This is a genomic window from Terrabacter sp. 2YAF2, assembly GCF_052114705.1.
GTDB lineage: Bacteria > Actinomycetota > Actinomycetes > Actinomycetales > Dermatophilaceae > Terrabacter.
The window spans coordinates 59,301-85,203 of the sequence record NZ_JBFRFG010000013.1; the positions used below are offsets into that span (position 1 = coordinate 59,301).

Genomic DNA, 25,903 nt, shown 5'->3' on the forward strand with positions numbered 1-25,903 from the left:
TCCGACAGGCACCGCTCGGTCAGCCCTCGGCCTTCGCCGCCGAACGCGCGCGGGACGCGGTGCGGGCGCGCTCACCGGCGTCGAGGACGACCTTGCGGATGCGGACCGACTCGGGCGTCACCTCGACGCACTCGTCCTCGCGGCAGAACTCGAGGCTCTGCTCGAGGCTGAGCTTGCGGGGCGGAACGATCTTCTCGAAGTTGTCCGAGGAGGAGGCCCGCACGTTGGTGAGCTTCTTCTCCTTGGTGATGTTGACGTCCATGTCGTCGGCGCGGGAGTTCTCGCCGACGATCATGCCCTCGTAGACCTCGGTCGTCGGCTCGACGAACAGCGTGCCGCGCTCCTGGAGGTTGACCATGGCGTAGGAGGTGACGACGCCCTTGCGGTCGGAGACGAGCGAACCGCTCGTGCGGGTCGTGATGGCGCCGAACCACGGCTCGTAGTCCTCGAAGACGTGGTGGGCGATGCCCGTGCCCCGGGTCTCGGTGAGGAACTCGGTGCGGAAGCCGATGAGGCCACGGCTCGGCACGAGGAACTCCATGCGGATCCAGCCGGTGCCGTGGTTGGTCATCTGCTCCATGCGGCCCTTGCGGGCGGCCATGATCTGCGTGATCGCGCCGAGGAACTCCTCGGGGGTGTCGATCGTCAGGCGCTCGACCGGCTCGTGCACCTTGCCGTCGACCTCGCGCGTCACGACCTGCGGCTTGCCCACGGTCAGCTCATAGCCCTCGCGGCGCATCTGCTCGACGAGGATGGCGAGGGCCAGCTCGCCACGGCCCTGGACCTCCCACGCGTCGGGACGCTCGGTGTTGAGGATGCGCAGCGACACGTTGCCGATGAGCTCCTTGTCGAGGCGGTCCTTGACCATGCGGGCCGTGACCTTGGAGCCGCGCACCTGGCCGACCATCGGGCTCGTGTTGGTGCCGATCGTCATGGAGATGGCCGGCTCGTCGACCGTGATGAGCGGCAGCGGGACCGGGTTCTCGGGGTCGGCGAGGGTCTCGCCGATGGTGATGTCGGGGATGCCGGCCACGGCGATGATGTCACCGGGGCGGGCCTCCTCGGCGGGCTTGCGCTCGAGGGCCTCGGTCATGAGCAGCTCGGTGATCTTCACGCGCTGCTGCGAGCCGTCGTGGCGGCACCACATGACCTGCTGGCCCTTCTTGATCGTGCCGTTGAAGACACGGAGCAGGGCGAGGCGGCCGAGGAAGTTGGAGGCGTCCAGGTTGGTGACGTGGGCCTGCAGGGGCGCCTCGTCGTCGTAGGTCGGCGCGGGGATCGTCTCGAGGATCGTCTCGAAGAGGGCCTCGAGGTCCTCGCCCTCCGGGAGGCCGCCGTTGTCGGGGCGCTCCGTCGAGGCACGGCCGGCCTTGGCCGACGCGTAGACGATCGGGAAGTCGATCTGCTCCTCGGTGGCGTCGAGGTCCATGAAGAGCTCGTACGCCTCGTCGACGACCTCGGCGATGCGGGAGTCGGGGCGGTCGACCTTGTTGATGCAGAGGATGACCGGCATCTTCGCGGCGAGCGCCTTGCGCAGCACGAAACGGGTCTGGGGCAGCGGGCCCTCGGACGCATCGACGAGCAGGACGACGCCGTCGACCATCGACAGGCCGCGCTCGACCTCGCCACCGAAGTCGGCGTGGCCGGGGGTGTCGATGATGTTGATGGTGACGCCCTCGGTCAGGCCGCGGTCCTGGGCGGCCTTGCCGGTGTAGTGCACCGCGGTGTTCTTCGCGAGGATCGTGATGCCCTTCTCGCGCTCGAGGTCACCGGAGTCCATCGCGCGCTCGTCGACGTGCTGGTGCTCGCCGAACGCGCCGGACTGCCAGAGCATCTTGTCGACGAGGGTGGTCTTGCCGTGGTCGACGTGGGCGACGATGGCGACGTTGCGGATGTCCGCGCGGGTCTTCATGGGCATGAGGAACAGTCTCTCAGGGTTTGGAGGGTGGTTCGGACCACGTCGTCGTGGGTGTTCGTCGTGGGTGCACACGGGCGGTCGACTCCCGAGCGGGGCGTCACCGCAGCATCGCCGCGAGCGTCTCCACGATGGGCAGGTCGGCGGGCAGCCACGCGACGGAGCGCAGCTCCTCGAGCCCCAGCCAGCGCAGCTCGTCGTGGTCCTCGAGGGGCTCGGGCGTCCCCTCGACGACCTCCGCCATCCACACCAGCATCTCGTACCGATCGCCCAGGGGCCACGTCGCACCCGGCTGGGGGCCGGGCACGTGCGCGCCGAGGCGCACGCGCACCCCCAGCTCCTCGAACAGCTCCCGGTGCAGGGCGGAGAGGGGCGACTCGCCGTCGTCGACCTTGCCGCCGGGCAGCTCCCAGCCGCCGGCGAGGGCCGAGGGCTCGGTGCGCCGCGCCGCCAGGAGCCGGGTCGGCCACTCCAGGTCGTCGACAACGGCCGCCCCCACGACGAGGCGGACCGGGTGCGGGCGGAGGTCTGTGCTGCTCATGGCGCCCCCGATGGTGCCACAGCGGAGCGTCCGGACGGGCCGGGCGGGCACGGCGGGGCGTTTACTGGACTGCATGACACGACGGCTGACCGACGAGGAGATCGAGCGCCAGCTGGGCGACCTGCCCGACTGGACGCGTGACGGCGACACCATCCGGGCCTCCTTCGAGGCTCCTGCGTTCCTCACCGGGATCGCGCTCGTCCAGGAGGTGGCGGCCGCGGCCGAGACGATGGACCACCATCCCGACATCGACATCCGGTGGCGCACCGTCGCCTTCGCCCTCTCGACGCACTCCGAGGGTGGCCTCACCCAGCTCGACGTCGAGCTCGCGCACCAGATCAGCCAGGAGGCCGCCCGGAAGGGCGCCGCCGCGACCACCTGACGTCGCGCGGAAGGACGGGTCCCACCCGTAACTTAGGATCGCCTCATGCGATCCCGCTCACGCTCCGACTCGCGCGCCGAGTCCCGGGAGGGCCATAGTCCCTGGCCGGACCCTGTCCGGCCACCCCTGACCCACCGCCTGCCCACCCGGGTGGTGACCGCATGAGCACCGCCCTGGGCATCGGCCTCGGGATCGTGCTGATCCTCGCGCTGACGGCGGCGACGGGCTACTTCGTGGCCCAGGAGTTCGCCTACGTCGCCGTCGACCGGAACGCCCTGCGGCAGCTTGCCGACGACGGTGACGCCTCCGCCCAGCGCGCCCTCCGCGTCACGTCGCAGCTGTCCTTCACCCTGTCCGCCGCACAGTTCGGGATCACGGTGACCGCCCTGCTCGTCGGTTACGTCTCCGAGCCCCTCGTCGGGGTCGGGATCGCCGAGCTGCTCGACCCCTCGATGTCGTATGCCGCCCGCCTCAGCCTCTCGGTCACCGCGGTCCTCGTCTTCTCGACCGTCGTGCAGATGGTCTTCGGGGAGCTCGCGCCCAAGAACCTCGCCATCGCGCGCACCGTGCCGCTCGCCCGGTCGCTGAGCCGCTCGACCCTCGTGTACCTGAGGTTCGCCGGACCTCTCGTGCGCCTCTTCGACCGGGCGTCGACGACCCTGCTGCGCACGGTCGGCATCGAACCGGTGGAGGCGCTCGAGCAGGGCGCCACGGCCGAGGACCTGACCCGCATCATCGACGAGTCGCACGCCGGCGGCCTGCTCGACGACGACCTGTCCGACGTCCTCGAGGGTGGGCTGCGCTTCCGCGAGCTCGACGCCGGAGACGTCATGACGCCGCGCGTGCGCGTGACGACGGTCCACGCGGACGCCATGGTCTCCGACCTCGTCGGCCTGCTCGACAGCGGCTGGTCGCGTTTCCCGGTGACCGGCCGCGACGGCGACGACATCGTCGGTGTCGCAGGTATCGCCGAGGTGCTCGCGGTCGAACCGGACCGCCGCGCGACGACCACGGTCGGTTCGGTCGTGTCCGACCCGACCGTCGTGCCGACGAGCGCTCCGCTCCCCCGCGTCCTCGAGCAGATCCGGGCCGACCACCGGCAGCTCGCCGTCGTCGTGGACGAGCACGGCGGCTTCGCCGGCATCGTCACCTTCGAGGACATCGCCGAGGAGGTCGTCGGTGAGATCCTCGACGAGGACGACGGGCCCGAGCCCGGCGTCGTCGAAACCTCCCCTGACACCTGGAGCGTGCCCGGGCACCTGCGGCTCGACGAGCTCGACACCGCCACCGACCTGCGACTCGAGAGCAGCGACGAGTACTCGACGATCAGCGGGCTCATCCTCGCGGACCTCGGGCGCACCGCCCTCGTTGGTGACGAGGTGCACCTCGTGGCGCGCCGCGAGACCGCGCCGGACCGTCACCCCGGCGACGGTGATGGCAGCAAGGACGAGTCCCTCCCGGGCGAACCCGTCGACGCGCGCGAGCACCACCACGAGCCCGAGAGCCGGCACCTGCCGGTGTCGGTGCGCCTCACCGTCGAGGCCGTGGAGCGGCACGTCCCGTCGTCGGTGCGCGTCGAGGTGCTCGACCTCATGTCGGATCTCCAGGCGCTCGACACCGACCGCGCGGCAGACGCCGGGACGGAGGCCGGCCGATGACCACCGCCCTGCTGGTCTCCCTCCTGCTCCTCGTCCTCAACGCCTTCTTCGTCGCTGCGGAGTTCGCCCTCGTGGCCAGCAAGCGGCACCGCCTCGAGGTCCTCGCCGAGCGCGGCAGCGTGGCGGCACGGGCTGCCGTGCGCGGCAGTCGCGAGCTGTCGCTCATGCTGGCCGGCGCGCAGCTCGGCATCACGCTCTGCACGCTGGGCCTCGGGTCCCTGGCCAAGCCCGCCGTGGCCGAGCTGCTCACGCCGGTGTTCACCTTCGTCCGCGTCCCGGACGCGGCGGCATACGTCGTCTCGGTCGTGCTGGCCGTGGCGATCGTCGTGTTCCTGCACATGGTCGTCGGCGAGATGGCCCCGAAGTCGTGGGCCATCGCCCACCCCGAGCGGTCGGCGGTGCTGCTGGCGCTGCCGTTCCGCGGGTTCGCGTGGGTCATGCGCCCTGCGCTCAGCCTGCTGGGCGCCATGGCGAACGGCTGCCTTCGCCTCGTCGGCGTCACACCGCAGGACGAGCTCGGCCAGGTGCACAGTCCCAAGGAGCTCCAGCTCCTCATTGCCAGCTCCAAGGACCACGGCCTGCTGGCCGAGCCGGAGCACCGGGTGCTCGCTGGCGCCATCGACCTCGACACGACCCCGCTGACCGATGTCGTCGTCCCGGTCGAGGCGTTCGTCGCGGTCGCCACGACCACCACCTGCGCCGAGGCGGAGGCCGTCTCGCGAGACAGCGGCCGCTCCAGGCTCGTCGTCCGTGAGGGAGACGACGCCGTGGGCATCGCCCACGTCCGCGACATCCTGCGTGCCGCCCCCGCAGCCCCTGTCACGACCGTCACGACGCCGGTGGTCCACGTCGACGCGGGGCTCTCCCTGCTCGACGCCGTGTCGGTGATGCGGGCCCAGCACGCCCAGCTCGTCCTCGTGGACGACGGCTCCACGCCGGTCGGGCTCGTGACGATGGAAGACCTGCTCGAGCGCGTCCTCGGTCGGTTCGACGACGAGACGGACGCGTAGCCACAGCCCCGGGGGCCGTGCCTGAACGCCTGCTGGGAGGAATGTCCGGTGCGGGCGATCTTCCGGTCCCGCGGGGCAGGACGCCGAAAGATCTCCACCGCGTCACGATTCGGCCAAGTCGGTTGCTGAGCGTGACATGCCGCTGAATGATGGGGCGCGCAGTCATGGGGGCGATAGGTTGCGGCTGCTGCGAAGCATGTTGGAGGGCCGACCCGGTCTCCGGCACGAATCATGACCCGGAGGTGACGGCACCCATGAGCACTCCACTGGAGACCGAGCCCGGAGCCGCGTCAGTGGCACCAGAGGCAGTGCTCGAGGGCGAGAAGCGGATCGAGGGGCGTTCGCTCGGCCAGATCGCCTGGGCACGCCTCAAGCGCGACAAGATCGCGCTCGCGGGCGGGTTCTTCGTGGTGTTCCTCGTGGTGGTCGCGATCCTGTCGCCCCTCATCGTCAACGTGCTGGGCCACCCACCGAACGAGTTCCACCAGGACCTCATCGACCCGGACCTCCAGGTCCCCACGGCACCCTTCGGCGGCGTCTCCCGGGACTTCCTCTTCGGTCTCGAGCCGGTCAACGGGCGGGACCTGTTCAGTCGCATCCTCTACGGCTCGCAGATCTCGCTGCTCATCGCGTTCCTCGCGACCCTGCTCTCGGTCGTCATCGGGACCGTCATGGGCGTCGTCGCGGGCTTCTTCGGCGGAGCCGTCGACGCGACGATCAGCCGCCTGATGGACATCTTCCTGGCCTTCCCGCTGATCGTCTTCGCCCTCGCCCTCGTCGGCGTCATCCCGGACAACTCCTTCGGCCTGTCGGGCGACACCCTGCGCATCGCCGTCATCGTCTTCATCATCGGCTTCTTCAACTGGCCCTACATCGGCCGCATCGTCCGCGGCCAGACCCTGTCGCTGCGCGAGCGCGAGTTCATCGACGCCTCCCGCATCATGGGGGCCAAGGCGCCCTACGTCCTGCGCAAGGACCTGCTGCCCAACCTCGTCGCGCCGATCCTCGTCTACGCGACTCTGCTCATCCCGAGCAACATCCTCTTCGAGGCGGCCCTGTCGTATCTCGGGGTCGGCGTGCAGGCCCCACGCGCCACCTGGGGCGGCATGCTGGCGGACGCCGCGAAGTGGTACCAGATCGACCCCTGGTTCATGCTGCCGGCGGGCCTGGCCATCTTCGTGACGGTGCTGGCCTTCAACCTCTTCGGGGACGGTCTGCGTGACGCCCTCGACCCACGGTCTCGGTAACCTCCGCGACCTGCTGTCTCGCTCGACCGAAAGCAAGGAGCGCATTCACCCATGAAGAACACCCGCATGATGGCGGTCGCAGCCGCGGCCGCTCTGGCCTTGGGACTCTCCGCCTGTGGCGGAAGCGCCAGCAATGGCTCCAACGGCTCGAACGGAACCGGGGGCGGCGGTGGTTCTGCCGCACCAACGGCGGACGCGGCGATCGGCAAGATCTACAACGCCTCCGACAAGAAGGGCGGGACGCTCCGCTTCGGGATGGCCGGCGACTGGGACTCCGTCGACCCTGGTGACACGTACTACGGCCTCTCGTGGAACTTCTTGCGCAACTACGCTCGCACCCTCGTCGTCTTCAAGGCGGCCCCCGGAGCAGAGGGCGCCAAGCTCGTGCCCGACCTCGCCACGAGCCTCGGCAAGCCCAGCGACGGCAACAAGACGTGGACCTACACCCTGCGTGACGGCCTGAAGTACGAGGACGGCTCCCCGATCACGAGCAAGGACATCAAGTACGCCGTCGCGCGCCAGCTCGACAAGGACACGTTCCCCAACGGCCCGACGTACTTCAACGACTTCCTCGCCGACATCCCCTCCGGCTACTCGGTCTACAAGGACAAGAACCTCGACGACCTGAAGTCCATCGAGACGCCCGACGCCAAGACGATCGTCTTCAAGCTGAAGACGGGCTTCTCCGGCTTCGACTACTTCGCGCAGCTGCCCGCCACGGCTCCCGTTCCGGCGGCCAAGGACACCGGCACGAAGTACAAGGAGCACGTCGTCTCGAGCGGTCCGTACAAGTTCGTGTCCTACTCACAGGGCAAGAACATGGAGCTCGACCGCAACCCCAACTACGACCCCGCGACGGACCCCGAGTCTGGTCGCAAGGCCCTACCGGACAAGCTGACGGTCGAGCTCGGTCTCAACGCCGCAGACGTCGACAACCGGCTCCAGAGTGGCGGCCTCGACGTCGACATCGCCGGCACCGGTGTGCAGGCCGAGTCGCAGGGCAAGATCCTCGCCGACCCGACCCTCAAGGCGAAGACCGACAACGCCCAGGCCGCGCGCACGTGGTTCTCGGTCCTCAACAGCGACGTCGCGCCGCTCGACAACATCGACTGCCGCAAGGCCGTCGTGCTGGCCTATGACAAGACCGGCTACCAGCGGGCCTACGGTGGCAACACCGGTGGCGCGATCGCGACCAGCCTCATGCCGCCGAGCGTGCCGGGTCACGCCGACTTCGACCTCTACAACTTCAAGGCGAAGCCGCAGGGCGACCCCGACGCTGCCAAGGCCGAGCTCGCCAAGTGCGGCCAGCCGAACGGCTTCGAGACCAACATCTCCTACCGCGCGGAGCGCCCGAAGGAGAAGGCGACCGCCGAGTCGCTGCAGCAGTCGCTCGCCAAGGTCGGGATCAAGCTCAACATCAAGGCCTACCCGACGGCCGACTACACGAAGCTCTACGCCGGCAAGCCCGACTACGCCAAGGCCAACAAGCTCGGCATCATCGTCTACGGCTGGGGTGCTGACTGGCCCGACGGCTTCGGCTTCCTCTCGCAGATCGTCGACAGCCGGGTCATCCGCCCGTCCGGCAACACCAACCTCGGCATCAAGGTGCCGGCGGTGGACGCGGGCATCGACCAGGCCATGGCCGAGAACGACATCACGAAGCGTGAGGCCATCTGGGGCAACGTCGACAAGTCCGTCATGGAGGCCGCTGCGGTGATCCCGGGTGTCTGGTCGAAGGGCCTGCTCTTCCGTCCCGACACGATCACCAACGTCTTCGTCAACGACGGCTTCACGATGTACGACTACGCCGCCATGGGCGTCAAGCAGTAGCACCACCAGCAGTTCGCCGCACCCTGCCCCAACCCACCCGAAAGTAGGTGAAGGCGCAGACCGGTGGCGGCGGGACGATGTTCGTCCCACCGCCACCGCGTCCGGCCGAATCCCTTGCTGACGTACATGATTCGGCGTTTGATCAGCGCCATCGTGCTGCTCTTCGTCGTGAGCGCCATCACCTTCGCCATCTTCTTCCTGCTCCCGCGAATCGCTGGTGCAACCGCCGACGACCTCGCCTCGCGCTACGTCGGCAAGAGCGCCGGCCAGGAGCAGATCCACGCCGCAGCCGTACGGCTCGGCTTCACCGACCCGATCTGGGTCCAGTACGGCCGCTTCGCCAAGGGCCTCGTCGTCGGGTCGGAGTACAACACCGGCGCATCGGTCGAGTCCTGCCCCGCGCCCTGCCTGGGCTACTCCTTCATCACGCAGAACCCCGTGCTGCCCGACCTGCTGGACCGCCTGCCCGTCACGCTGTCGCTCGCCGCCGGCGCCGCGGTCCTGTGGCTCTTCGGCGGCGTGGCCACCGGCGTCGTCTCGGCGCTCAAACGTGGCAGTCCGCTCGACCGCACCGCGATGGGCGTCGCGCTGGCGGGCGTCTCCCTGCCGATCTTCTTCACGGGTCTGCTGGCCCTGTCGATCTTCAGCTACGGCCTCGGCTGGACCGCGCAGGGCGGGTCCTACACCCCGTTCCAGGAGAACCCCGCCAAGTGGGCCTACGACCTGCTCCTGCCGTGGATCACGCTGTCCTTCCTCTACGCCGCCGCCTACGCGCGACTGACCCGCGCGGGCATGCTGGAGACGATGAACGAGGACTACATCCGCACCGCGCGCGCCAAGGGGCTCAAGGAGCGGGACGTCGTCGTCCGCCACGGACTGCGTGCGGCGCTGACCCCGATCCTCACGATCTTCGGCCTGGACCTCGGCCTGCTGCTCGGCGGCGCCATCCTCACCGAATCGACGTTCTCGCTCAACGGCATCGGCAAGTACGCCGTCGACGCCGTGGCCAACAACGACCTGCCCAAGGTCCTCGGGGTGACGATCCTCGGTGCCGGCTTCATCATCGTGGCCAACCTCGTCGTTGACCTCCTCTACGCCGTCGTCGACCCAAGGGTGCGTACCTCATGAGCCAGTCCACCAACGACACGACCAGCCGGCCGGACGACCAGCCCCGCCGCGGGGCCAAGGGCGCCGCCCGGCCGGCGAACGCGCTCGACGGCATCGGGGGCCTCGGCGCGCCGGCTCCGGACGCGTTCCTGTCGGTGCGTGACCTGCGCGTGCACTTCCCCACCGACGACGGCATCGTCAAGTCCGTCGACGGCATCTCGTTCGACGTCGCACGCGGCAAGACGCTGGGGATCGTCGGCGAGTCCGGATCCGGCAAGAGCGTCACGAGCATGTCGATCATGGGCCTGCACAAACCCGGCACGGTTCGCATGACCGGCTCGGTCAAGCTGGACGGCACCGAGCTCATCGGCGCCAAGCCCGAGCAGGTGCGCGAGCTGCGCGGCAAGCGGATGGCGATGATCTTCCAGGACCCGCTCTCGGCGATGCACCCCTTCTACACGGTGGGTCACCAGATCATCGAGGCCTACCGGATCCACAACCAGGTGAGCGCCTCGGTCGCGAAGAAGCACGCCATCGACATGCTCGGCCGCGTCGGCATCCCCCAGCCGTCCAGCCGTGTCGACGACTACCCCCACCAGTTCTCGGGCGGCATGCGTCAGCGCGCGATGATCGCCATGGCACTGTCGTGCGACCCCGACCTGCTGATCGCCGACGAGCCGACGACCGCGCTCGACGTCACCGTGCAGGCGCAGATCCTCGACCTCATCCGCGACCTGCAGTCGGAGTTCAACTCGGCCGTCATCCTCATCACGCACGACCTCGGGGTCGTCGCCGAGCTCTCCGACGACATCATGGTGATGTATGCCGGTCGCGCGGTCGAGTACTCCACCGCGGACGACGTCTTCACCCGTCCCCAGCACCCCTACACGTGGGGTCTGCTCAGCTCGATGCCGCGCCTCGACCGCGTCCGCACCGAGCGACTGCGCCCGATCAAGGGTGCCCCGCCCAGCCTCATCAACGTGCCGCCGGGGTGCCCCTTCCACCCGCGCTGCGCGTATGCCGACCGCACCGGAGGCCTCAGCCAGACCGAGCGGCCGCCCTTCGCCCAGACGCACCCGGGGCACTACTCCGCGTGCCACCTCACCCGCGAGGAGCGAACCACCATCTGGGAGAACGACATCAAGCCGACGCTGTGATGCCCGCACCGTCCGTCCCCACCGCGCCCGGTCGAGCGCCGCGAGACCTCAGCACAGGAGCCCCATCGTGACCACCACCCACGTCAAGCCGACCGCGTCGAAGCAGGCGGGCGAGTCGCTGCTGCAGGTCACCGACCTGACGAAGCACTTTCCCATCCGCCGGGGCCTGCTCCAGCGCCAGGTCGGCGCGGTGCAGGCCGTCGACGGCCTGACCTTCAACGTCGCGCGAGGCGAGACGCTGTCGCTCGTCGGCGAGTCGGGCTGCGGCAAGACGACGACGGGCCGCATGCTGACGCGCCTGCTCGAGCCCACCGCCGGCACGATCCTGCTCGAAGGCGAGGACATCACGCACTGGTCGGCGGGCAAGCTGCGTCCGCTGCGTCGGGACGTCCAGATGATCTTCCAGGACCCTTACGGCTCGCTCAACCCCCGTCACACGGTCGGCACGATCGTCGGGGCGCCTTTCCACCTGCAGGGCATCAAGCCCGAGAAGGGCGTCAAGGCCACCGTCCAGGAGCTGCTCGAGCTGGTCGGGCTCAACCCCGAGCACTACAACCGCTACCCCCACGAGTTCTCGGGCGGCCAGCGCCAGCGCATCGGCATCGCCCGGTCCCTCGCGCTCAAGCCCAAGCTGATCATCGCCGATGAGCCGGTCTCGGCCCTCGACGTGTCGATCCAGGCCCAGGTCATCAACCTCCTGGAAGACCTCCAGGACGAGTTCGGCCTGACCTACGTCGTCATCGCGCACGACCTGTCGGTGGTGCGCCACATGTCCGACCGCGTCGCCGTGATGTATCTCGGCAAGCTCGTCGAGGTCGCCGACCGCGACGAACTCTACATCCGGCCGATGCACCCGTACACGACGGCTCTGCTGTCGGCCGTGCCGGTCCCCGACACGCAGCGCCGGACCAAGCGCGAGCGGATCCGCCTCGAGGGCGACGTGCCGAGCCCGGTCAACCCGCCGCCGGCCTGCCGCTTCCACACCCGCTGCTGGAAGGCCCAGGAGATCTGCAAGACGCAGGAGCCGCCGCTCGTCGAGCTCGCGCCGCTGCACCAGGTCGCCTGCCACTTCCCCGAGAACGTCGACGCTCCCCCGGCCGCCCCGTCAGCCCCTGCCGCTGCGGCCGGAGCTCCCGTCACGCCCGACCTGGACACCTCGGGAGAGGGTGGGGACTCTCCCGCCTGACCGCCTGACCGCCTCACCGCCTGACCGCCCGGTCGGGCGGCCTGGCGGCCTGCAGGGGTCAGACCGTGGCCGCCCGCCTCGCGGCGGCGACGAACGGGGCCACCGGGCTCAGCTGCAGCACCTCGTCGAGCCGGCGGGTCATCGTCGTGGGCCCCTCGACGTGCACACGGCCAGACCGGAGCGCCGCCGGCAGCGGCAGACGGCCCAGCCACACGGCATACAACGAGGCGACGTCGCTGCTGATCGTCACGTCCACCGGGAACCCCGGGTCGCTCATGCAGACCGACGGGGTGCCGTGCTCGACGACGATCCAGAAGCGGCGTGCGTCGTCGGCGAAACGCAGGTGGAGCACGTGACGCTCGCCGACGAGGCCTGAGGTGTCGACACGGCTGTGCATCCACCAGACGAGCAGCTGCGCGTCGAGCTCGTCCGGCAGAGGGTCGCCGAACGTCCACTCGGCGCCCCACTGCGCCAGGCCGAAGACGACCGGCTCGAGGGCCCGCCCCGAGGGGGTCAGCACGTACTGCGTTCCCGAGCGCCCGACGACGCCGAAGCGCTCGAGATGGCGCAGGCGCTTGGTCAGCAGCGTGCGCGAGAGACCCGGCAGGCCACGCGCGAGGTCGTTGAACCGCGTCGTGCCGGTCATCATGTCGCGCAGGATGAGCAGCGACCACCGCTCCCCCACGACGTCCAGCGCGCGCGAGATCGGGCAGTACTGGCCTGCGCCGGGATCGTGTCGTCCCATGTCCCACCTCCGGTCGGCGGTCGCAGCCGTCCTGGGCCGCGCCCCACCGTCCAGTATCGGTCCCGGATCTGGACCGCATCAGTCCACGACGTGTACTGGAGACGGCAGCCGCGGCGGCGGAATCTGGAGACGGACGGCCCAGTGGGCCTCCGGGCCAGACCGTGGCCCGCCACCGATGGAGGGAACCAGCATGACCACGCACACCCAGACGCCGGAGACCACCGCCGACGCTGCACTCAAGACCCGGCATGCCGCCATGTGGGCACTCGGCGACTACGCCGCCGTGGCCCGGGAGATCATCCCGGAGCTGGGGCGGGTCCTCGTCGACGGCTGCAGGGTGACGGCGGGCCAGGACGTCCTCGATGTCGCCGCCGGCACGGGCAACGCCTCGATCCCGGCCGCACGTGCCGGGGCGCGCGTCGTCGCCTGTGACCTCTCGCCCGCGCTCCTCGACGTGGGGCGGCGACTGGCCGCCGACGCCGGGGTCACGGTGGACTGGCAGCAGGGCGACGCCGAGGCCCTGCCCTTCGCCGACGCATCCTTCGACGTCGTCATGTCGAGCGTGGGCGTCATGTTCGCACCGCACCACGAGGCGGCAGCGGACGAGCTCGTCCGCGTCGCACGCCCAGGGGCCACCGTCGGGCTCGCCAGCTGGACCCCAGGGGGATTCATCGGGCAGATGTTCGCGGCGATGAAGCCGTATGCCGCGCCGCCGCCTCCCGGCGCCCAGCCCCCGCCGCTGTGGGGCGACGAGGCGCACGTACGCGACCTGCTCCGCGACCGCGTCGAGGGCTTCACGGCCGAGAAGCGCTCGCTCCCAGTGCATTTCGACCGTCCGGAGGACTTCCGCGACTTCTTCAAGCGCACCTACGGTCCGACGATCGCCACCTACCGTGGCATCGCCGACGACCCTGACAAGGTCGCCGCCCTCGACACGGCCTTGGCCGACCTGGCCCGCGGGCACCTCGATGCCGACGGACGGATGGGCTGGGAGTACCTCCTCGTCACCGCACGGCGGACGGCCTGACGTCACCGCAGCGCTTTCGATCGTGGCGGGGGACTCCCTACCTGATCGAGAGAGCGATCCGTCCGCGTTCGGCGGGGCCGCCGGGCGGACGGAATGCTCTTTCGATCGTCAGCGGCCGGTCTGGTCGTCGTCGTGTCCGCGGAGGTAGCGCGCGACCGCGTCACCACTCGCCTCGGGGAGCTCGGCGGTGTCCTGCGGTTCGAGGTGACTCAGCCGGCCTCAGCGCGCGTCGCCATGGCGCGCCAGAGCCACAGTGAGGCCGCGAGCGTGGCGACGAAGCCACCGAGCATCAGCCAGGTCAGGGGGCGGTCGGTGTAGAGGTCGGTGCGCGCCCGCACCGCGCCGACGAGCATCAAGGTCAGCATGATCACCTCGACCTCGACCATGAGCCTCAGGCGCACCCACCGACTGTCGCGGAGCACGACGAGACCGGCGCTGCCCAGGCAGAAGACCGCACCGACCACGCGGGCCGTCAACGGGGTCAGCAGCCAGGGCCACACGGGGATGACCACCGACGGGACCGCGAACATGACGAGTCCCTGCACGAGCGCCAGCCCGGAACCGGCCGCGACGACGACACGGGCCACCCGGCCGATGCGCAGCTCGTCCGGGTGTGGGGGCGCGGCCACGCGCTGGTTGGCGACCCAGACGGCGAGCACGAGGAACGGGGCCGTGAAGTAGAGCCCGGCCCAGAGCCAGAAGGCGACATGGCCGTGGTTGAAGCGGTCCCAGTGGATCACCGTGGCGACGCCGAGCAGGGCGGCGAAGAGGGTGACCGAGACCAGCCCCGCGCTCAGCCGGGCCCACCGCCGCTCACGCACGACCCGGATGAAGAACCACGCACCGCCAAGGTAGGCGGAAGCGAGCACCATCGGGGTCAGGTCCGGTCTGATGGTCCAGGCGAAGAGGCGGCCGGTGTCGGCCGGGAACCCGTAGAGGATGACGAAGGCCGTGAGAAGGATCGGCACGAGCACGACGGCGAGGGCCCGCGTGGCGGGCAGGACCCGGTCGTCACGCTGGGCCAGGGCCGCGGACGGGGACGGCGAGGCGGCCGGTGTCACGGACGCTCACGTCCTCGACCGGTCGACGGCGTCGAGCAGCGCGGCATACGACGCGACGAGCGCCCGGCGCTCTCGGGACAGCAGCGGATCCGACATCGAGCAGCCGCGCCGAACCCAGGCGTCCGACAGGTCCATGGCCTCGACACGCCTCGTCGCAGCAAGTCGGACACGTTGCGGGTCGACGGCGTAGACGTAGGCGTAGAGGGCGCTGAGCGCACCCACCAGATCCTCGGTCGTCACGTCGTCGTCGTGCTGGTGCGCGCGGTGCACGCGCCACCACTCGACCTCGAGCTCCGCCGCCCGGGTGGGATCGAGGTCGAGCCCGCTGCTGCTCGCAACGAGCGCATAGAACTCTCGCATCAGCTCGCGTGCGCGGTCAGGGTCGTTGTCCGGGAAGGGTGCCCACGCCTGGTTGGCGCGCAGGACGAGCCAAGCCCCGCGGAGCGTGTCGCGACGGTTCATGCCGAAACCGGCCGCCACCATCCCGACCGAGGCGCGCAGGAACATCACCCACTCGTGCCGGTAGTAGGCCACCCACGCGTTCGTCTCGCGCCGTCCGACAGCCACGGCATCGAAGGACCTCGGTCCAGGCGTCCGTGCTCTCATCCGGCCTCCTCGACCAGGAGCGCCCCGCGCGACGACGTCCGGATTCGACTGACGCCGTGCGACTCTCGCTCCAGAATAGGAGCGAGGGACGGCTTGCGTGAGGAGAACGCGATGACCGAGGCCGTGGGCGGGCGGACCATCGACGACGTCCTGACCCGGATGACCGCGACCCTCTCGGCGATGCCCCGGGAGCTGGCGGCGCGGCGCACCTTCCTCGCCACCTACCAGCGCACGACGCGGGCGGTCGCCGAGGCCCTCGAGGCCGCCGCGTTCGAGGACCCTGGCTGGGTGGAGGCCTGGGACGTCGTCTTCGCCGACCTCTACCTCGACGCGCTCGAGGCCGACCTCGCGGGCGACCCGCGGCATCGGGCGCCCCGGCCCTGGCGTCTCGCCTTCGACGCTCCCCCGACCCTGCCGCCCTTGAGGCAGGTGCTCCTCGGCATCAATGCCCACATCAACTACGACCTGCCGCAGGCTCTGCTCGGTGTCATCAGCGACGCGGACTTCACCGACCCGGTCCTGCTCGACAGACGGCGGCGCGACCACGAGCGCATCGACGGGGTCCTCGCCGCCCGAGTCGCGGCAGAGGACGACGAGCTGAGCGCCCAGAGTGCCAAGAGCGTGATCGACCGGGTGCTGACGCCGCTCAACCGCGCGGCGTCGACGCGGTTCCTGCGCGAGGCCCGCACGAAGGTGTGGCACAACACCATGGAGCTCCAGCGGGCCCGCGTCGTCGGCCCGGAGGCGTATGCCGTCCGGCTCGCCGAGCTGGAGGTGCTGAGTGCCGCTCGCATCGCCGACCTGCTCGCGCCGGGTCAGGTGCTGCTCCGGTTGGCGATCGCGGGTTTCGGCGTCGTGCTGCCCCCGGAGGGCTGAGTCCCGACCTGCGCTCGCGGCCGGTGACGACGCGTAACACCTGACCTTGTCTCCGCTGGCCTCACGCACGGCTCGTGGGATGCTGGCACCACAGGGTTCGAAGGCACAGCGGCTCCGCGAGCGCCCACGGCGGCAGCGGGGCGCACCAGCCGGCGACGGAGGAGGAACGACCGTGACCGCACAGCACCCCAGCCACGACGAGGTCCCGGAGGCGGACCGGCTCGAGCAGCAGGCCCCGGTCGACCCGCCACCGCCCTCCGACCAGGAGGCCATCGTCGACGTCGCCGACACCGGCCCTGGGGCCCTTGCGGACCAGGCCGACGAGGCCGACGAGGCGGACCGGCTCGAGCAGCGCGAGCTGGTGGCCGGTGCGGACGACGAGGACTACCCGCACGAGGCGTAGGTGCACGATCAGCACGGCCCCCGACCCGGTCGCGTCAGGACGTCAGGATCCGTGACGTCGGCTGCTCACGGTTCTGCGACGGGTCGGCCGACGACCATGGAGCTCAGCAGGGCCTCCGGGAACGTCTCCGCGGTCTGGACGTCGAGCTGGGCGCCGAGCCCGTCGAGGACGGCAGTGAAGAAGCAGCGAGCTGAGGCGGCGAACACGACATCGGCGATCTCTTCGTCGGTGAGTCCGACGGTCCGCAGGCGTTCGACGTCGTCCGCACCGACCGAGGCCGCGTCCGCGGCAACCTTCGCCGCGAACTGGTAGACGGCGCGGTCCTGCAGGTCGAGTGCCGCTCCGTCGGGGTGCTCGGTGATGGAGCGCATCGTGGTCTCGTCGGCGCAGACGTCCCTCAAGAACTTCGAATGGGCCGCGGTGCAGTACGTCGACCGGACCGCACGGGCGGCAGCGATGGTGGCGATCTCGAAGCGGCGCCGGTTCATGCCGTCGCGGATCGTCGCGTTGAGCGCGTTCCAGGCCTGCGCCACGTCGGGGCGGGTCGAGAACGCTGCGGCGTAGTTGGGCAGGAAGCCCCACGCGGCACGTTGGGTGCGGTAGTACTCGGCGAGGTCGCCTGCAGCATCGTCCTCGCTCACGGGTGTGATGAACACCTCCCCATTCTCACCGTCATGCGATGGGCTGGGAAGAGCCCCACCATCAGCCCTGGCGTCCGTCGGCCTGACCAGGCGTCCGGGCCTGCCCACGCTAGGGCGCCGTCACCGTGACCGGGTTGGAGTTGGGGCTGCTCCCGACCGAGTTCACCGCCCTGACCTTGTAGGTGTAGGTCGTGCCCGAGACGACGGTGGTGTCGCTGTAGGTCCTGGCGTTGGGGTCGGTGACCCGGGCGAGCTGGACGTTGTCGCGCAGGATGATCCACTTGTCCGCAGCTCCGCCACCGCCTCCCGCGACCCATGACAGGTTGATGCTCGCGGTCCCGGTCGTGGCACTCAAGGTGGGCTGGGTCGGCGCACCCACCAAGGAGCTGTCGGCGCTCACCTCGTTGGAGTCGGGACTGGAGCCGACGGTGTTGACCGCTCTCACGGCATAGAAGTAGGTCGTGCCTGACGGGGGCAGGGCATCACCGAACGTGGTGGTGCCTGCCGGCACACTGGCCAGGAGGCTGCGTTGCCCCGATGTCGTGCCACGGTAGACGTCGTACCTCGTGAGAGCGGGGTTGCCGGGCGATGTCGGCGCCGTCCAGCTGAGCGTGACCCCCGAGCTGTCCAACGTCGCGGTCAGGGCCGAGGGCGCAGACGGGGCCGCCGGGGCGGTGGCCCCCGGTGTCACCGTGAGCTCGTTGCTGTAGGGGCCGCTACCGACACCGTTGACGGCGAGCACCTTGTACGAGTAGGCGGTTGCGTTGGTCACTGTCGTGTCGGTGTAGATCGTCCCGCTGGAGACGGTGGCCAGCGCCGCGTTGGGATACGTCGTCGCGCTCGCCAGCTTGCGCCAGATCTTGTACCGCAGGATCGTCGATCCCCCGTCGCTCGAGGGAGGTTGCCAGCTCAGGTACACGACGCCGTCGCCCGCGGTCCCGCTGAGCACGGGTGCTCCCGGGACGGACGTCGACGCGGTGTCGATCCACATGGCGAAGTGCTGCTGCGCCACGCCGCCGGCCTTGGTGAAGTCGCCGCCGAGGTAGAGCCGAGTGGCGTCGGATCCCATGGACCAGACCCCGAGGGCACTGTTGATGACGGGGGCCCACGGCAGGATGGCTCCCGTCCCTGCGTCGACGGCGGCGATCTTGTTGCGCGTCTGGTCGCCGAACGAGGCGGTTCCGCCGAAGTGTCCGCCGCAGTAGACGGTGGTGCCGACGACTCGGACCGACTGCATGTTCCCGTTGGAGTGCCACGTCCATCGGACGGCACCGGTGGCCGCGTCGACCGCGGTGCAGGCGCCCCCGCTGCCCGCGACGGCCTCGTAGATCGTGGTGCCGTCGGTGGCGAGGTCAAGGATGGTCGCCGTGCTGGTGCCGTTGTTGGGCTTGGACAGGAAGCCTCGAACCGGGGTGCCGGTGCTGGGATCGACGACGGCGATTCGCCGTGTGGATGCCACCCCGTTGATGTCCCCGAAGTCCCCGCCGAGCACGACATTGCCGTTGTTCAGCACGAGAAGCGCCCAGACCCGCCCGCTCGGAGGGACGTCGCTCGGGGTCGGGTTGGCGGTCGGCCGGAACGCCGTGTCGAAGGCACCGGTCGAGGCGCTGACCTTCGCCACCTTCGCCTGGGCATACGTCGTGGTGCCCGACGTGACGGTGTTCCAGTTGCCGCCAACGAAGAGCGCGCCGGCGCTGAGCCGCATGACGTCGACCGGGCCGTCGAGCTTGGGGCCCACCCAGCCGGGCTCGAGCGCGCCGCTGCTCAGCGTGACGGCAGCCAGCTTGTCCCGGTTGACGCCACCGACCTTGCTGAATGTGCCGCCGAGGAACAGCCTGCTGCCATCCGTTGCCAGCGCGTTCACCGAACCGTTGACGCTGGGGCGCCAGGTCGAGTCGAACTGACCGGTGGCCGGATCGAAGAGGGCGACGTTGGTGGCAGCGAACTGGGTGGTCCCGACGCTGTCGACCACGGCCGTGAACGACCCACCGACGACCACCCTGCCGCTCGGGAGGGGCAGGATGGCCGACACCCTCCCGTTCACCCCCCACGTCTGGGCCGGCGCGGTCGGCACGACGGCCTGCGCCGCCGCTGCTGCCACCACCGCCAGCGCAACAGCCACGACACCGGCAAAGGCTGACCGGACAACAGCTACGCGAGCAAACATTCTGCGCTCCTTGAGGGAGACGACCCTGGACCCGAATGCGTCAAGGCTAGGGCGGGGTCCGTCGCTGGTACGCAAAACCGCCAGATGCCCCACGCTCTTCCCATATCGCTGGTCATGGCGTTGTCCCATAACGCGGTTGACCGGGGCAAAGACGCCGGCGGCTGCTACCGTCAGTCCCGGTTGCCGTCCGAGTCCACGTACGAACGGACTCGGCTCGACTGAGCCACCGCGCGAAGGTTCGCGTGTCGCGCTCGTCGTGACCATCGGCAGCCTGAGGTCTCCACACGGGAGGCCTCGCTGACAAGAAGAGGCAACACCAGTGGCAACAGGCACCGTGAAGTGGTTCAACAGCGAAAAGGGCTTCGGCTTCATTGAGCAGGACGGCGGCGGCGCCGATGTCTTCGTTCACTACTCGGCCATCGAGAGCGGCGGCTACCGCGAGCTGCAGGAGGGCCAGAAGGTCGAGTTCGACGTCACGCAGGGCCCCAAGGGCCCCCAGGCCGAGAAGGTCAAGGGCATCTGACCCCAAGACACCTCCGGTGACTTCGGTCCCGAGCGAAACCCCCGACCACCCGGTCGGGGGTTTCGCGTTTGGCGTCAGGCCGGCAGCCGCACGAGGAACCTGCACCCGGGCCCGTGGTTGCTCACGCTCACGGTCCCCCGGTGCGCCTCGACGAGGCCCCGGACGATCGCCAGTCCCAGCCCCGCGCCGGTCCCGGTCTCCGGGGTTCGGGCTGAGCTGCCTCGCCAGGCCACGTCGAACACGCGCTCGAGCTCGTCCGGGTGGATTCCTCCGCACGCGTCCGTGACGCTGAGCTCGATGGCGGCGCCGTCCCGGCGCCCTTCCACGAGGATCGCGCCGTCGGCGGGCGTGTGCCGGATCGCGTTCATCACGAGGTTGCCCACCACCCGCGACAGGGCGTCGGGGTCGGCGCGCACCTCGAGGTCCGGGCCGACCTCGCCGTCGATGACGACGCGCCCGGCAGCGGCGACCGGGCTCGCACCGGCGATGCACTCGCTCACGACGTCGCGCAGCGCCAACGGCTGTACGCAGAGGTTGAGAGTGCCGGCGTGGATCCGGGACAGCTCGAACAGGTCGTCGACCATGGCCGTCATGCGGTCGGCCTGTTTGAGCATCTGGTGGTGGTACCGGGCAGGATCGGGGGCCAGGCCGTCCTCGAGCGCCTCGGCCATCGCGCGCAGTCCGGCCAACGGTGTCCGGAGGTCGTGCGACACCCACGCCACGAGCTCGCGCCGTGACTGCTCGAGCTGACGTTCGCGCGCCTGGGCAGCGCGCAGCAGGTCGCCGCTCCGGGCCAGCTCGTCACCAACCGCCCGGATCTCGCGCGGTTCGGCACCCGTCGGCATGACGACTTCCCCGGCTCCGAGCTCGGCGGCCATGGCCCGCAACCGGAGGGTCGAGCTGACGAGCGTCCGGGCCAACAGCAGGGAGAACGCCATCGACACCGCTCCCGAGACGGCGCACACGAGGACGATGACGGCGAGGTCGTGCCGGGACAGGAACATCGCCTGCGCCGTGCCGACGACCCCGGCCACGACTCCGCCGATCGCGACGGCGGCGATGAGCCATGCCGACCACTGGATCGGCGCGCGCCTCGTGCGCCAGCCGACCAGCGCGCCGATCAGCCCGATCGCCAGGGACCAGCCGCCCGCGATGAGGACGATGACGAGCTGGTCGTGCGTCACGACGGCTCCCATCGGTAGCCGACCCCCCAGACGGTCAGCAACCGCGTCGGCCGCGTCGGGTCGGCCTCGACCTTCTCGCGCAGTCGCCGGACGTGGACCGTGACGGTCGACTGGTCACCGAAGGACCACCCCCAGACCTCGCGCAACAGATCCTCGCGCGTCCAGACCTCACCAGCATGGGACACGAGGAAGTGCAGCAGGTCGAACTCGCGCACCGTCAGGGGAAGGGGTTGCCCGTCCCGTGTCACGACGTGCGCGGTGGGGTCGACGACGAGCGTGCCGTCGCTCACGCGCGCCCCGCGCATGTTGCCCATCTGCACCCTGCGCAGGACCGAATCCACCCGCAGGGCCAGCTCGCGCGGACTGAACGGCTTGGTGACGTAGTCGTCCGCCCCGAGCCGCAGCCCCACCAGACGGTCGGACTCGGACCCCAGGGCGGTGAGCATGATGATCGGCACGTCGGTGCTCTCCCGCAGCCGCCGGCACACCTCGAGGCCACCGACCCCGGGCAGCATCAGGTCGAGAACCACGAGGTCGGCGCGACGGCGCTGCATCGCCGACAACGCGGCCTCACCGTTGCCCACCGCGGTGACCTCGTGCCCGCCGGCCCGAAGGTAGGACACCACGACCTCGCGCACCGTCTGGTCGTCGTCGACGACGAGCACCTCAGCCACGCTCAGCTCCTTGCCCCGCAGGGGAACTGCGGACCGGCCTCTCCAAAGGTTAGTGCTGCGAGTGTGGGCCCGCTCGGGCCTTCCGGGGTGCCGGGCAGGGTGCCCGCTCGTGGAGCGGACACCCTGCTGACGCGGACGAACGGTCAGTCGGCGGTGAGGCCGGCCGGGCCGTATGCGGTGCCGGCAGCGGTTCCGGCGGGGGTGAGCTGCCCGTGGCCGCCGATCGCGAACGAGGACACCGACCCGTCCCCGAGTCGCACCGACAGGGTCCTCCCGTCGGGCGAGACGGCTGCGTCGGTCGGGCCGGCACCGGTGGTGGCGGCGACTGCCGCCTCGAGCGTGAGCGAGCCGTCGGGGGCGATGCGGTACGAGGAGATCGACGGACTCGCCGCGTTGACGACGTAGGCCAGATCACCGGCGACGACCACCCAGCAGGCGGCCAGCTGCGTGTCCGGCAGGGCACTGGTGATCACGCCGAACGGTCGAACGCGGTAGGACGAGACGGACCCTGTGACGGCTTCCGACACGATGGCCCTCCCGCGCCGGTCGAAGTCGAACCCGTACGGCGTCGTGCCTGCTGAGGCGTGCGGTCGCGCGTGAGCGGCGGAGCCACCGACGACGCCGAAGGTCTCGATGCGGTTGGCCGCCTTCTCGGTCACCACGAGCGAGCGCCCGTCGGGGGTGAAGGAGACCTGCGCCGCGTCGGTGGTGCCACCTGCGGGATTGGGCGTCAGGTGCCGAGTGGAGTCGGGCAACCGGCTCAGGTGACCGCTTGCGTCGTAGCGGAACCCGTTGATGGTGTCGTTGCCCTGGTTGAGCACGTAGCCCACTCCGTCCCGGACGGTGACGCTCACCGGCAAATCGCCGCCGGAGCTGATCCGGTCGCGCAGGACGAGGCCGTGCTCGGTTGACGCCAGGGCAGACACCGAGTCGTCACCGGCGTTGACCACGAAGAGGATTCGGCCGTCACGGACGAGACCTCCTTGGGAGTGCAGCGATGCACCGGCGCCGGCGCCACCGGTGGCGACGGTCCCGGCTGGGTGCAGGGAGCCATCCCGGTAGCGGTCGAAGACGGCGACGGCATTGTTCCCCGACGCGTTGGTCGCCTCGTAGACGTGCCCGACGACGGCCCGAGACCCGGTTGCTTGGACGGCGGCGGGCGCGGTGCCCGCTGCGCCGACGAGCATCGCGGCAGCCGCCGCGGCGGTGGCTGCCGCGAGGATCGATGTGCGGGTGGTGTTCATGAGCCGTGCCTTTCGAGTGGCGGTTGGGGTTGTCCCAGTCAACCGCCGTCCGCTGGCCGGCACTCCGTGCTCTCGCCGCTCGTAAGAGGCCTGTAAGAACGACCCTGCTCCACTGATCAGGCTCTACCTGCGGCTCTACACGTTGAAGCGGAACTCCACGACGTCGCCGTCGGCCATGACGTAGTCCTTGCCCTCGATGCGGACCTTGCCGGCCGCCTTGGCGGCGTTCATGTTCCCCGCCGCGACGAGGTCCTCGAAACTGACGATCTCGGCCTTGATGAAGCCGCGCTGGAAGTCGGTGTGGATGACGCCGGCGGCCATCGGGGCGGTCCAGCCCTTGCCGATCGTCCAGGCGCGCGACTCCTTGGGACCGGCCGTGAGGTAGGTCTGCAGGCCGAGCGTGTGGAAGCCGGTCCGGGCGAGCTGGTCGAGCCCCGACTCCTCGGCGCCGAAGCTCTGGAGCAGCTCGAGAGCCTCGTCGGGCTCCATCTCCATGAGATCCATCTCGAGCTTGGCGTTGAGGAAGACCGCGTCGGCCGGCGCTGCGAGCTCGCGCAGCGAGGCCTGCAGCTCGGTGTCGGCGAGCTGCTCCTCGTCGAGGTTGAAGACGTAGATGAAGGGCTTGGTCGTCAGCAGTCCCAGCTGCTTGGCCTCGGCGAGGTCGACCCCGGCGGCCGGCCCCGCGGCATACAGCGTGTCGCCCGCCTCGAGGACCTTCTGCGCGGCGAGCGCGAGGTCGACGGCCGCCTTCTTGTCCTTGTTGACCCGGGCCTCCTTCTCGAGGCGCGGCACGGCCTTCTCGAGGGTCTGCAGGTCGGCGAGGATGAGCTCGGTGTGGATCGTCTCGATGTCGCTGGCGGGGCTCACCTTGCCGTCGACGTGCACGACGTCGCCGTCCTCGAAGGCGCGCACGACCTGGCAGATCGCGTCGGCCTCACGGATGTTGGCGAGGAACTTGTTGCCGAGCCCCTCCCCCTCCGAGGCGCCGCGGACGATGCCCGCGATGTCGACGAAGCTCACCGTGGCGGGCAGGATCTTCTCGGAGGAGAAGATCTCGGCGAGCGCGCCCAGGCGCGCGTCCGGCAGCGGGACGACGCCGACGTTGGGCTCGATCGTCGCGAACGGGTAGTTCGCGGCGAGCACGTTGTTCTTGGTCAGCGCGTTGAAGAGCGTCGACTTGCCGACGTTGGGGAGACCGACGATTCCGATGGTGAGTGCCACGAGGACAAGAGTTTAGTGGCGATCCTGCGTGGTGCCGACCACGAGGGCGTATGCCGGCACCGGGCGCTCAGATGAGCGTCCACTCCCAGCCGGGCTGCCACCCGAACGGCGCGCCGACGAGCTGCTCGAGCGGCGTGCCGTCGAGCAGGTGCTGCAGCGCCCATCGGTTGGCCGAGTGCGCGATGACGAGCACCCGCTCCCCGTCGTGGTCACGCCGCACGTCGTCGAGGAAGGAGGCCGTCGCCTGGACGACCTCGCGGTAGCTCTGGCCCCCGCCGGGAAACGGCACCTCGATGTGGGCGAGCCGGACGCGCTCGAGCTCGGTCACCGGGCAGCCGTTGAGGCGGCCGTAGTCACACTCACGCAGCCGGGCGTCGACACGCACGGCCACGGCGCTGCCGCCGTAGGCCAGCTCGGCGGTCTGGAGCGCACGCGCGAGGTCCGAGGAGTAGACGGCCGCGAAACCGTCCGCGGGACGTCGCTCTCCCAGCGCGACCGCGAGGCGGCGTCCCTGGTCGGAGAGTCGCCCGGGGCGCCAGCCGGTCGCGATGCCCTGCTCGTTGTCCTCGGTGATGGAGTGCGTCTCGTAGACCAGCTCGACCGTCACGCGCCGTCCCGGGCGCCACCTCGGGGCAGCCGGACGCCGCAGAGCTGGCGCGACTGGGCGACGAGGTTGCCTGCGGAGTCCCAGATCATGGCGTCCTCCTCCATCATGCCGCCGCCGAGGGTGTCGCTGCCGAGCGAGACCTGCAGCCAGCCCGGCTGGGGCCGGCGTCGCACGTGGCCCGTGAACTCGAGCGTCGGGGTCCAGCCGAAGAGCCCGAGGTCGAAGGCGACGGGCGGGAGCGCGTCGAGCGCCATCACGAGCATCGTGGTGTCGGGCTCGCGGCCGTCGCGCAACCGGAGCCAGCCGCGCATGACGCCCCGCATCGACGGCTTGCCCATCGCCCACCCGGCCGTGCTCGGGTCGAGGCGCAGGTCGAGGCGCTCGAGGAACTTCGCGTTGGCGAGGAAGTCCGGAGGCGCCTGGTCGGCCGAGACGCACTGCTCGGGCGGCGGCATCTCGGGCGGGGACGCCTGGCGCTGGACGTCGAGATCGGTGAGGTTGCCGAACGAGCCGATGGCGCGCATCCGCTCGACGGGCTGCCCGTCGTCGTCCGTCTGGTGGATCGCCATCTGCCCGGTGGAGAGCTTGCGGCCACAGCGCACGACCTCGGTCGTCACCGTGAACGGGCCCGGTTGCGACGCCGTCATGAAGTACGCCGAGAGCACGACCGGATCCACGTGCTCTGTCGTCTCGGTGGGGTCGGCGGCCAGGTGCTCGCCGAGCGCGCGCAGCGCCGTGGTCATGACGAGGCCTCCGTTGACGGCGTTGCCGATCATCCAGTCCTCGTGGAAGGCGCCGTGGCGCTGCGTGGGGTCGTTGCCGGCCTCGAGCCGGGTCGCGTCGTCGTACTCGGTCACGGGACAGGTCTAACAGACCCTGCCGACCTCGCAG

At 70.2% G+C, this 25,903-nt stretch carries 25 protein-coding genes; 12 read left to right on the forward strand and 13 right to left on the reverse strand.

All coding sequences use genetic code 11. The features are described from left to right. Positions 1-19: 19 nt before the first annotated feature. Positions 20-1,918, reverse strand: a complete 1,899-nt coding sequence (typA, locus tag AB4030_RS14840) for a translational GTPase TypA (RefSeq protein WP_442279979.1) — start codon at positions 1,916-1,918, stop codon at positions 20-22. A 97-nt stretch (positions 1,919-2,015) separates the two neighbouring features. Continuing rightward, a complete protein-coding gene (locus tag AB4030_RS14845) occupies positions 2,016-2,456 on the reverse strand; it encodes a (deoxy)nucleoside triphosphate pyrophosphohydrolase (RefSeq protein ID WP_442279980.1) in 441 nt (146 codons plus the stop codon). A gap of 73 nt (positions 2,457-2,529) precedes the next feature. Between AB4030_RS14845 and AB4030_RS14850 the strand changes: the two genes are divergently transcribed. The 8 genes from AB4030_RS14850 to AB4030_RS14885 all read left to right on the forward strand — a co-directional run bounded on the left by AB4030_RS14850 (position 2,530) and on the right by AB4030_RS14885 (position 12,033). Further along, positions 2,530-2,838: a 4a-hydroxytetrahydrobiopterin dehydratase gene (locus AB4030_RS14850; RefSeq protein ID WP_442279981.1), complete on the forward strand. Its 309-nt coding sequence runs from the start codon at positions 2,530-2,532 to the stop codon at positions 2,836-2,838. A 161-nt stretch (positions 2,839-2,999) separates the two neighbouring features. Then, the gene (locus AB4030_RS14855) at positions 3,000-4,496 is read left to right on the forward strand and encodes a hemolysin family protein (protein ID WP_442279982.1); all 1,497 of its coding nucleotides are present in this window, start codon (positions 3,000-3,002) and stop codon (positions 4,494-4,496) included. After that, positions 4,493-5,506, forward strand: coding sequence for a hemolysin family protein (locus AB4030_RS14860; protein WP_442279983.1), 1,014 nt, complete (start codon positions 4,493-4,495; stop codon positions 5,504-5,506). The genes AB4030_RS14855 and AB4030_RS14860 overlap by 4 nt, the downstream gene beginning before the upstream one ends. 254 nt (positions 5,507-5,760) lie before the next feature. Continuing rightward, positions 5,761-6,753 (forward strand): ABC transporter permease, encoded by a 993-nt coding sequence (locus AB4030_RS14865; RefSeq protein WP_442279984.1) that lies wholly within the window; start codon positions 5,761-5,763, stop codon positions 6,751-6,753. A gap of 51 nt (positions 6,754-6,804) precedes the next feature. Further along, on the forward strand, positions 6,805-8,583 hold the full coding sequence (locus AB4030_RS14870) for an ABC transporter substrate-binding protein (protein ID WP_442279985.1): 1,779 nt from the start codon (positions 6,805-6,807) through the stop codon (positions 8,581-8,583). Positions 8,584-8,709: 126 nt separating this feature from the next. Next, a complete protein-coding gene (locus AB4030_RS14875; RefSeq protein ID WP_442279986.1) occupies positions 8,710-9,711 on the forward strand; it encodes an ABC transporter permease in 1,002 nt (333 codons plus the stop codon). Continuing rightward, positions 9,708-10,847, forward strand: coding sequence for an ABC transporter ATP-binding protein (locus AB4030_RS14880; RefSeq protein WP_442279987.1), 1,140 nt, complete (start codon positions 9,708-9,710; stop codon positions 10,845-10,847). Before AB4030_RS14875 ends, AB4030_RS14880 begins: the two co-directional genes overlap by 4 nt. A 67-nt stretch (positions 10,848-10,914) precedes the next feature. After that, complete coding sequence (locus tag AB4030_RS14885) at positions 10,915-12,033, forward strand: ABC transporter ATP-binding protein (RefSeq protein ID WP_442279988.1); 1,119 nt, start codon at positions 10,915-10,917, stop codon at positions 12,031-12,033. A gap of 58 nt (positions 12,034-12,091) precedes the next feature. Here the strand turns inward: AB4030_RS14885 and AB4030_RS14890 are convergent, their stop codons facing one another. Beyond that, positions 12,092-12,778 carry a winged helix-turn-helix transcriptional regulator gene (locus AB4030_RS14890; protein ID WP_442279989.1) on the reverse strand — a complete coding sequence of 229 codons (687 nt, stop codon included), beginning with the start codon at positions 12,776-12,778 and terminating at the stop codon, positions 12,092-12,094. A 190-nt stretch (positions 12,779-12,968) separates the two neighbouring features. Between AB4030_RS14890 and AB4030_RS14895 the strand changes: the two genes are divergently transcribed. Beyond that, the gene (locus AB4030_RS14895) at positions 12,969-13,805 is read left to right on the forward strand and encodes a class I SAM-dependent methyltransferase (protein ID WP_442279990.1); all 837 of its coding nucleotides are present in this window, start codon (positions 12,969-12,971) and stop codon (positions 13,803-13,805) included. 209 nt (positions 13,806-14,014) lie between these two features. On the opposite strand, the gene AB4030_RS14900 is transcribed toward AB4030_RS14895, so the two are convergent. Together AB4030_RS14900 and AB4030_RS14905 are read right to left on the reverse strand one after the other, a co-directional pair. Further along, positions 14,015-14,866, reverse strand: coding sequence for a hypothetical protein (locus AB4030_RS14900; RefSeq protein WP_442279991.1), 852 nt, complete (start codon positions 14,864-14,866; stop codon positions 14,015-14,017). Positions 14,867-14,872: 6 nt separating this feature from the next. Further along, positions 14,873-15,472, reverse strand: a complete 600-nt coding sequence (locus tag AB4030_RS14905; RefSeq protein ID WP_442279992.1) for a hypothetical protein — start codon at positions 15,470-15,472, stop codon at positions 14,873-14,875. 111 nt (positions 15,473-15,583) lie between these two features. On the opposite strand from AB4030_RS14905, the gene AB4030_RS14910 reads away from it, so the two are divergent. Beyond that, a complete protein-coding gene (locus tag AB4030_RS14910) occupies positions 15,584-16,348 on the forward strand; it encodes a DUF5995 family protein (protein WP_442279993.1) in 765 nt (254 codons plus the stop codon). 172 nt (positions 16,349-16,520) lie between these two features. After that, entirely contained in the window at positions 16,521-16,751 is a 231-nt protein-coding gene (locus tag AB4030_RS14915; protein WP_442279994.1) for a hypothetical protein, read from the forward strand. Between the two features lie 65 nt (positions 16,752-16,816). On the opposite strand, the gene AB4030_RS14920 is transcribed toward AB4030_RS14915, so the two are convergent. Together AB4030_RS14920 and AB4030_RS14925 are read right to left on the reverse strand one after the other, a co-directional pair. Continuing rightward, positions 16,817-17,407 (reverse strand): carboxymuconolactone decarboxylase family protein, encoded by a 591-nt coding sequence (locus AB4030_RS14920; protein WP_442279995.1) that lies wholly within the window; start codon positions 17,405-17,407, stop codon positions 16,817-16,819. 94 nt (positions 17,408-17,501) lie between these two features. Beyond that, entirely contained in the window at positions 17,502-19,559 is a 2,058-nt protein-coding gene (locus tag AB4030_RS14925; protein ID WP_442279996.1) for a fibronectin type III domain-containing protein, read from the reverse strand. 319 nt (positions 19,560-19,878) lie between these two features. On the opposite strand from AB4030_RS14925, the gene AB4030_RS14930 reads away from it, so the two are divergent. Beyond that, on the forward strand, positions 19,879-20,082 hold the full coding sequence (locus tag AB4030_RS14930) for a cold-shock protein (RefSeq protein ID WP_009777120.1): 204 nt from the start codon (positions 19,879-19,881) through the stop codon (positions 20,080-20,082). Positions 20,083-20,156: 74 nt separating this feature from the next. Here the strand turns inward: AB4030_RS14930 and AB4030_RS14935 are convergent, their stop codons facing one another. The 6 genes from AB4030_RS14935 to AB4030_RS14960 form a co-directional block, all read right to left on the reverse strand. Then, entirely contained in the window at positions 20,157-21,266 is a 1,110-nt protein-coding gene (locus AB4030_RS14935) for a sensor histidine kinase (protein ID WP_442279997.1), read from the reverse strand. Next, a complete protein-coding gene (locus AB4030_RS14940) occupies positions 21,263-21,940 on the reverse strand; it encodes a response regulator transcription factor (protein ID WP_442279998.1) in 678 nt (225 codons plus the stop codon). The genes AB4030_RS14935 and AB4030_RS14940 overlap by 4 nt, the downstream gene beginning before the upstream one ends. Positions 21,941-22,083: 143 nt before the next feature. After that, complete coding sequence (locus AB4030_RS14945) at positions 22,084-23,184, reverse strand: lactonase family protein (RefSeq protein WP_442279999.1); 1,101 nt, start codon at positions 23,182-23,184, stop codon at positions 22,084-22,086. A gap of 135 nt (positions 23,185-23,319) precedes the next feature. After that, positions 23,320-24,405 carry a redox-regulated ATPase YchF gene (gene ychF, locus AB4030_RS14950; RefSeq protein WP_442280000.1) on the reverse strand — a complete coding sequence of 362 codons (1,086 nt, stop codon included), beginning with the start codon at positions 24,403-24,405 and terminating at the stop codon, positions 23,320-23,322. 67 nt (positions 24,406-24,472) lie between these two features. Next, the gene (locus AB4030_RS14955) at positions 24,473-25,012 is read right to left on the reverse strand and encodes a histidine phosphatase family protein (RefSeq protein ID WP_442280001.1); all 540 of its coding nucleotides are present in this window, start codon (positions 25,010-25,012) and stop codon (positions 24,473-24,475) included. Continuing rightward, positions 25,009-25,869 (reverse strand): thioesterase family protein, encoded by an 861-nt coding sequence (locus AB4030_RS14960; protein ID WP_442280002.1) that lies wholly within the window; start codon positions 25,867-25,869, stop codon positions 25,009-25,011. The genes AB4030_RS14955 and AB4030_RS14960 overlap by 4 nt, the downstream gene beginning before the upstream one ends. Positions 25,870-25,903: the final 34 nt, after the last annotated feature.

Excerpts from the sequence above, each read along its gene's own strand:
- typA (WP_442279979.1), bottom strand. The coding sequence starts at position 1,918 with ATGCCCATGAAGACCCGCGCGGACATCCGCAACGTCGCCATCGTCGCC.
- AB4030_RS14845 (WP_442279980.1), bottom strand. The coding sequence starts at position 2,456 with ATGAGCAGCACAGACCTCCGCCCGCACCCGGTCCGCCTCGTCGTGGGG.
- AB4030_RS14850 (WP_442279981.1), top strand. The coding sequence starts at position 2,530 with ATGACACGACGGCTGACCGACGAGGAGATCGAGCGCCAGCTGGGCGAC.
- AB4030_RS14855 (WP_442279982.1), top strand. The coding sequence starts at position 3,000 with ATGAGCACCGCCCTGGGCATCGGCCTCGGGATCGTGCTGATCCTCGCG.
- AB4030_RS14860 (WP_442279983.1), top strand. The coding sequence starts at position 4,493 with ATGACCACCGCCCTGCTGGTCTCCCTCCTGCTCCTCGTCCTCAACGCC.
- AB4030_RS14865 (WP_442279984.1), top strand. The coding sequence starts at position 5,761 with ATGAGCACTCCACTGGAGACCGAGCCCGGAGCCGCGTCAGTGGCACCA.
- AB4030_RS14870 (WP_442279985.1), top strand. The coding sequence starts at position 6,805 with ATGAAGAACACCCGCATGATGGCGGTCGCAGCCGCGGCCGCTCTGGCC.
- AB4030_RS14875 (WP_442279986.1), top strand. The coding sequence starts at position 8,710 with ATGATTCGGCGTTTGATCAGCGCCATCGTGCTGCTCTTCGTCGTGAGC.
- AB4030_RS14880 (WP_442279987.1), top strand. The coding sequence starts at position 9,708 with ATGAGCCAGTCCACCAACGACACGACCAGCCGGCCGGACGACCAGCCC.
- AB4030_RS14890 (WP_442279989.1), bottom strand. The coding sequence starts at position 12,778 with ATGGGACGACACGATCCCGGCGCAGGCCAGTACTGCCCGATCTCGCGC.
- AB4030_RS14895 (WP_442279990.1), top strand. The coding sequence starts at position 12,969 with ATGACCACGCACACCCAGACGCCGGAGACCACCGCCGACGCTGCACTC.
- AB4030_RS14905 (WP_442279992.1), bottom strand. The coding sequence starts at position 15,472 with ATGAGAGCACGGACGCCTGGACCGAGGTCCTTCGATGCCGTGGCTGTC.
- AB4030_RS14910 (WP_442279993.1), top strand. The coding sequence starts at position 15,584 with ATGACCGAGGCCGTGGGCGGGCGGACCATCGACGACGTCCTGACCCGG.
- AB4030_RS14925 (WP_442279996.1), bottom strand. The coding sequence starts at position 19,559 with ATGTTTGCTCGCGTAGCTGTTGTCCGGTCAGCCTTTGCCGGTGTCGTG.
- AB4030_RS14945 (WP_442279999.1), bottom strand. The coding sequence starts at position 23,184 with ATGAACACCACCCGCACATCGATCCTCGCGGCAGCCACCGCCGCGGCG.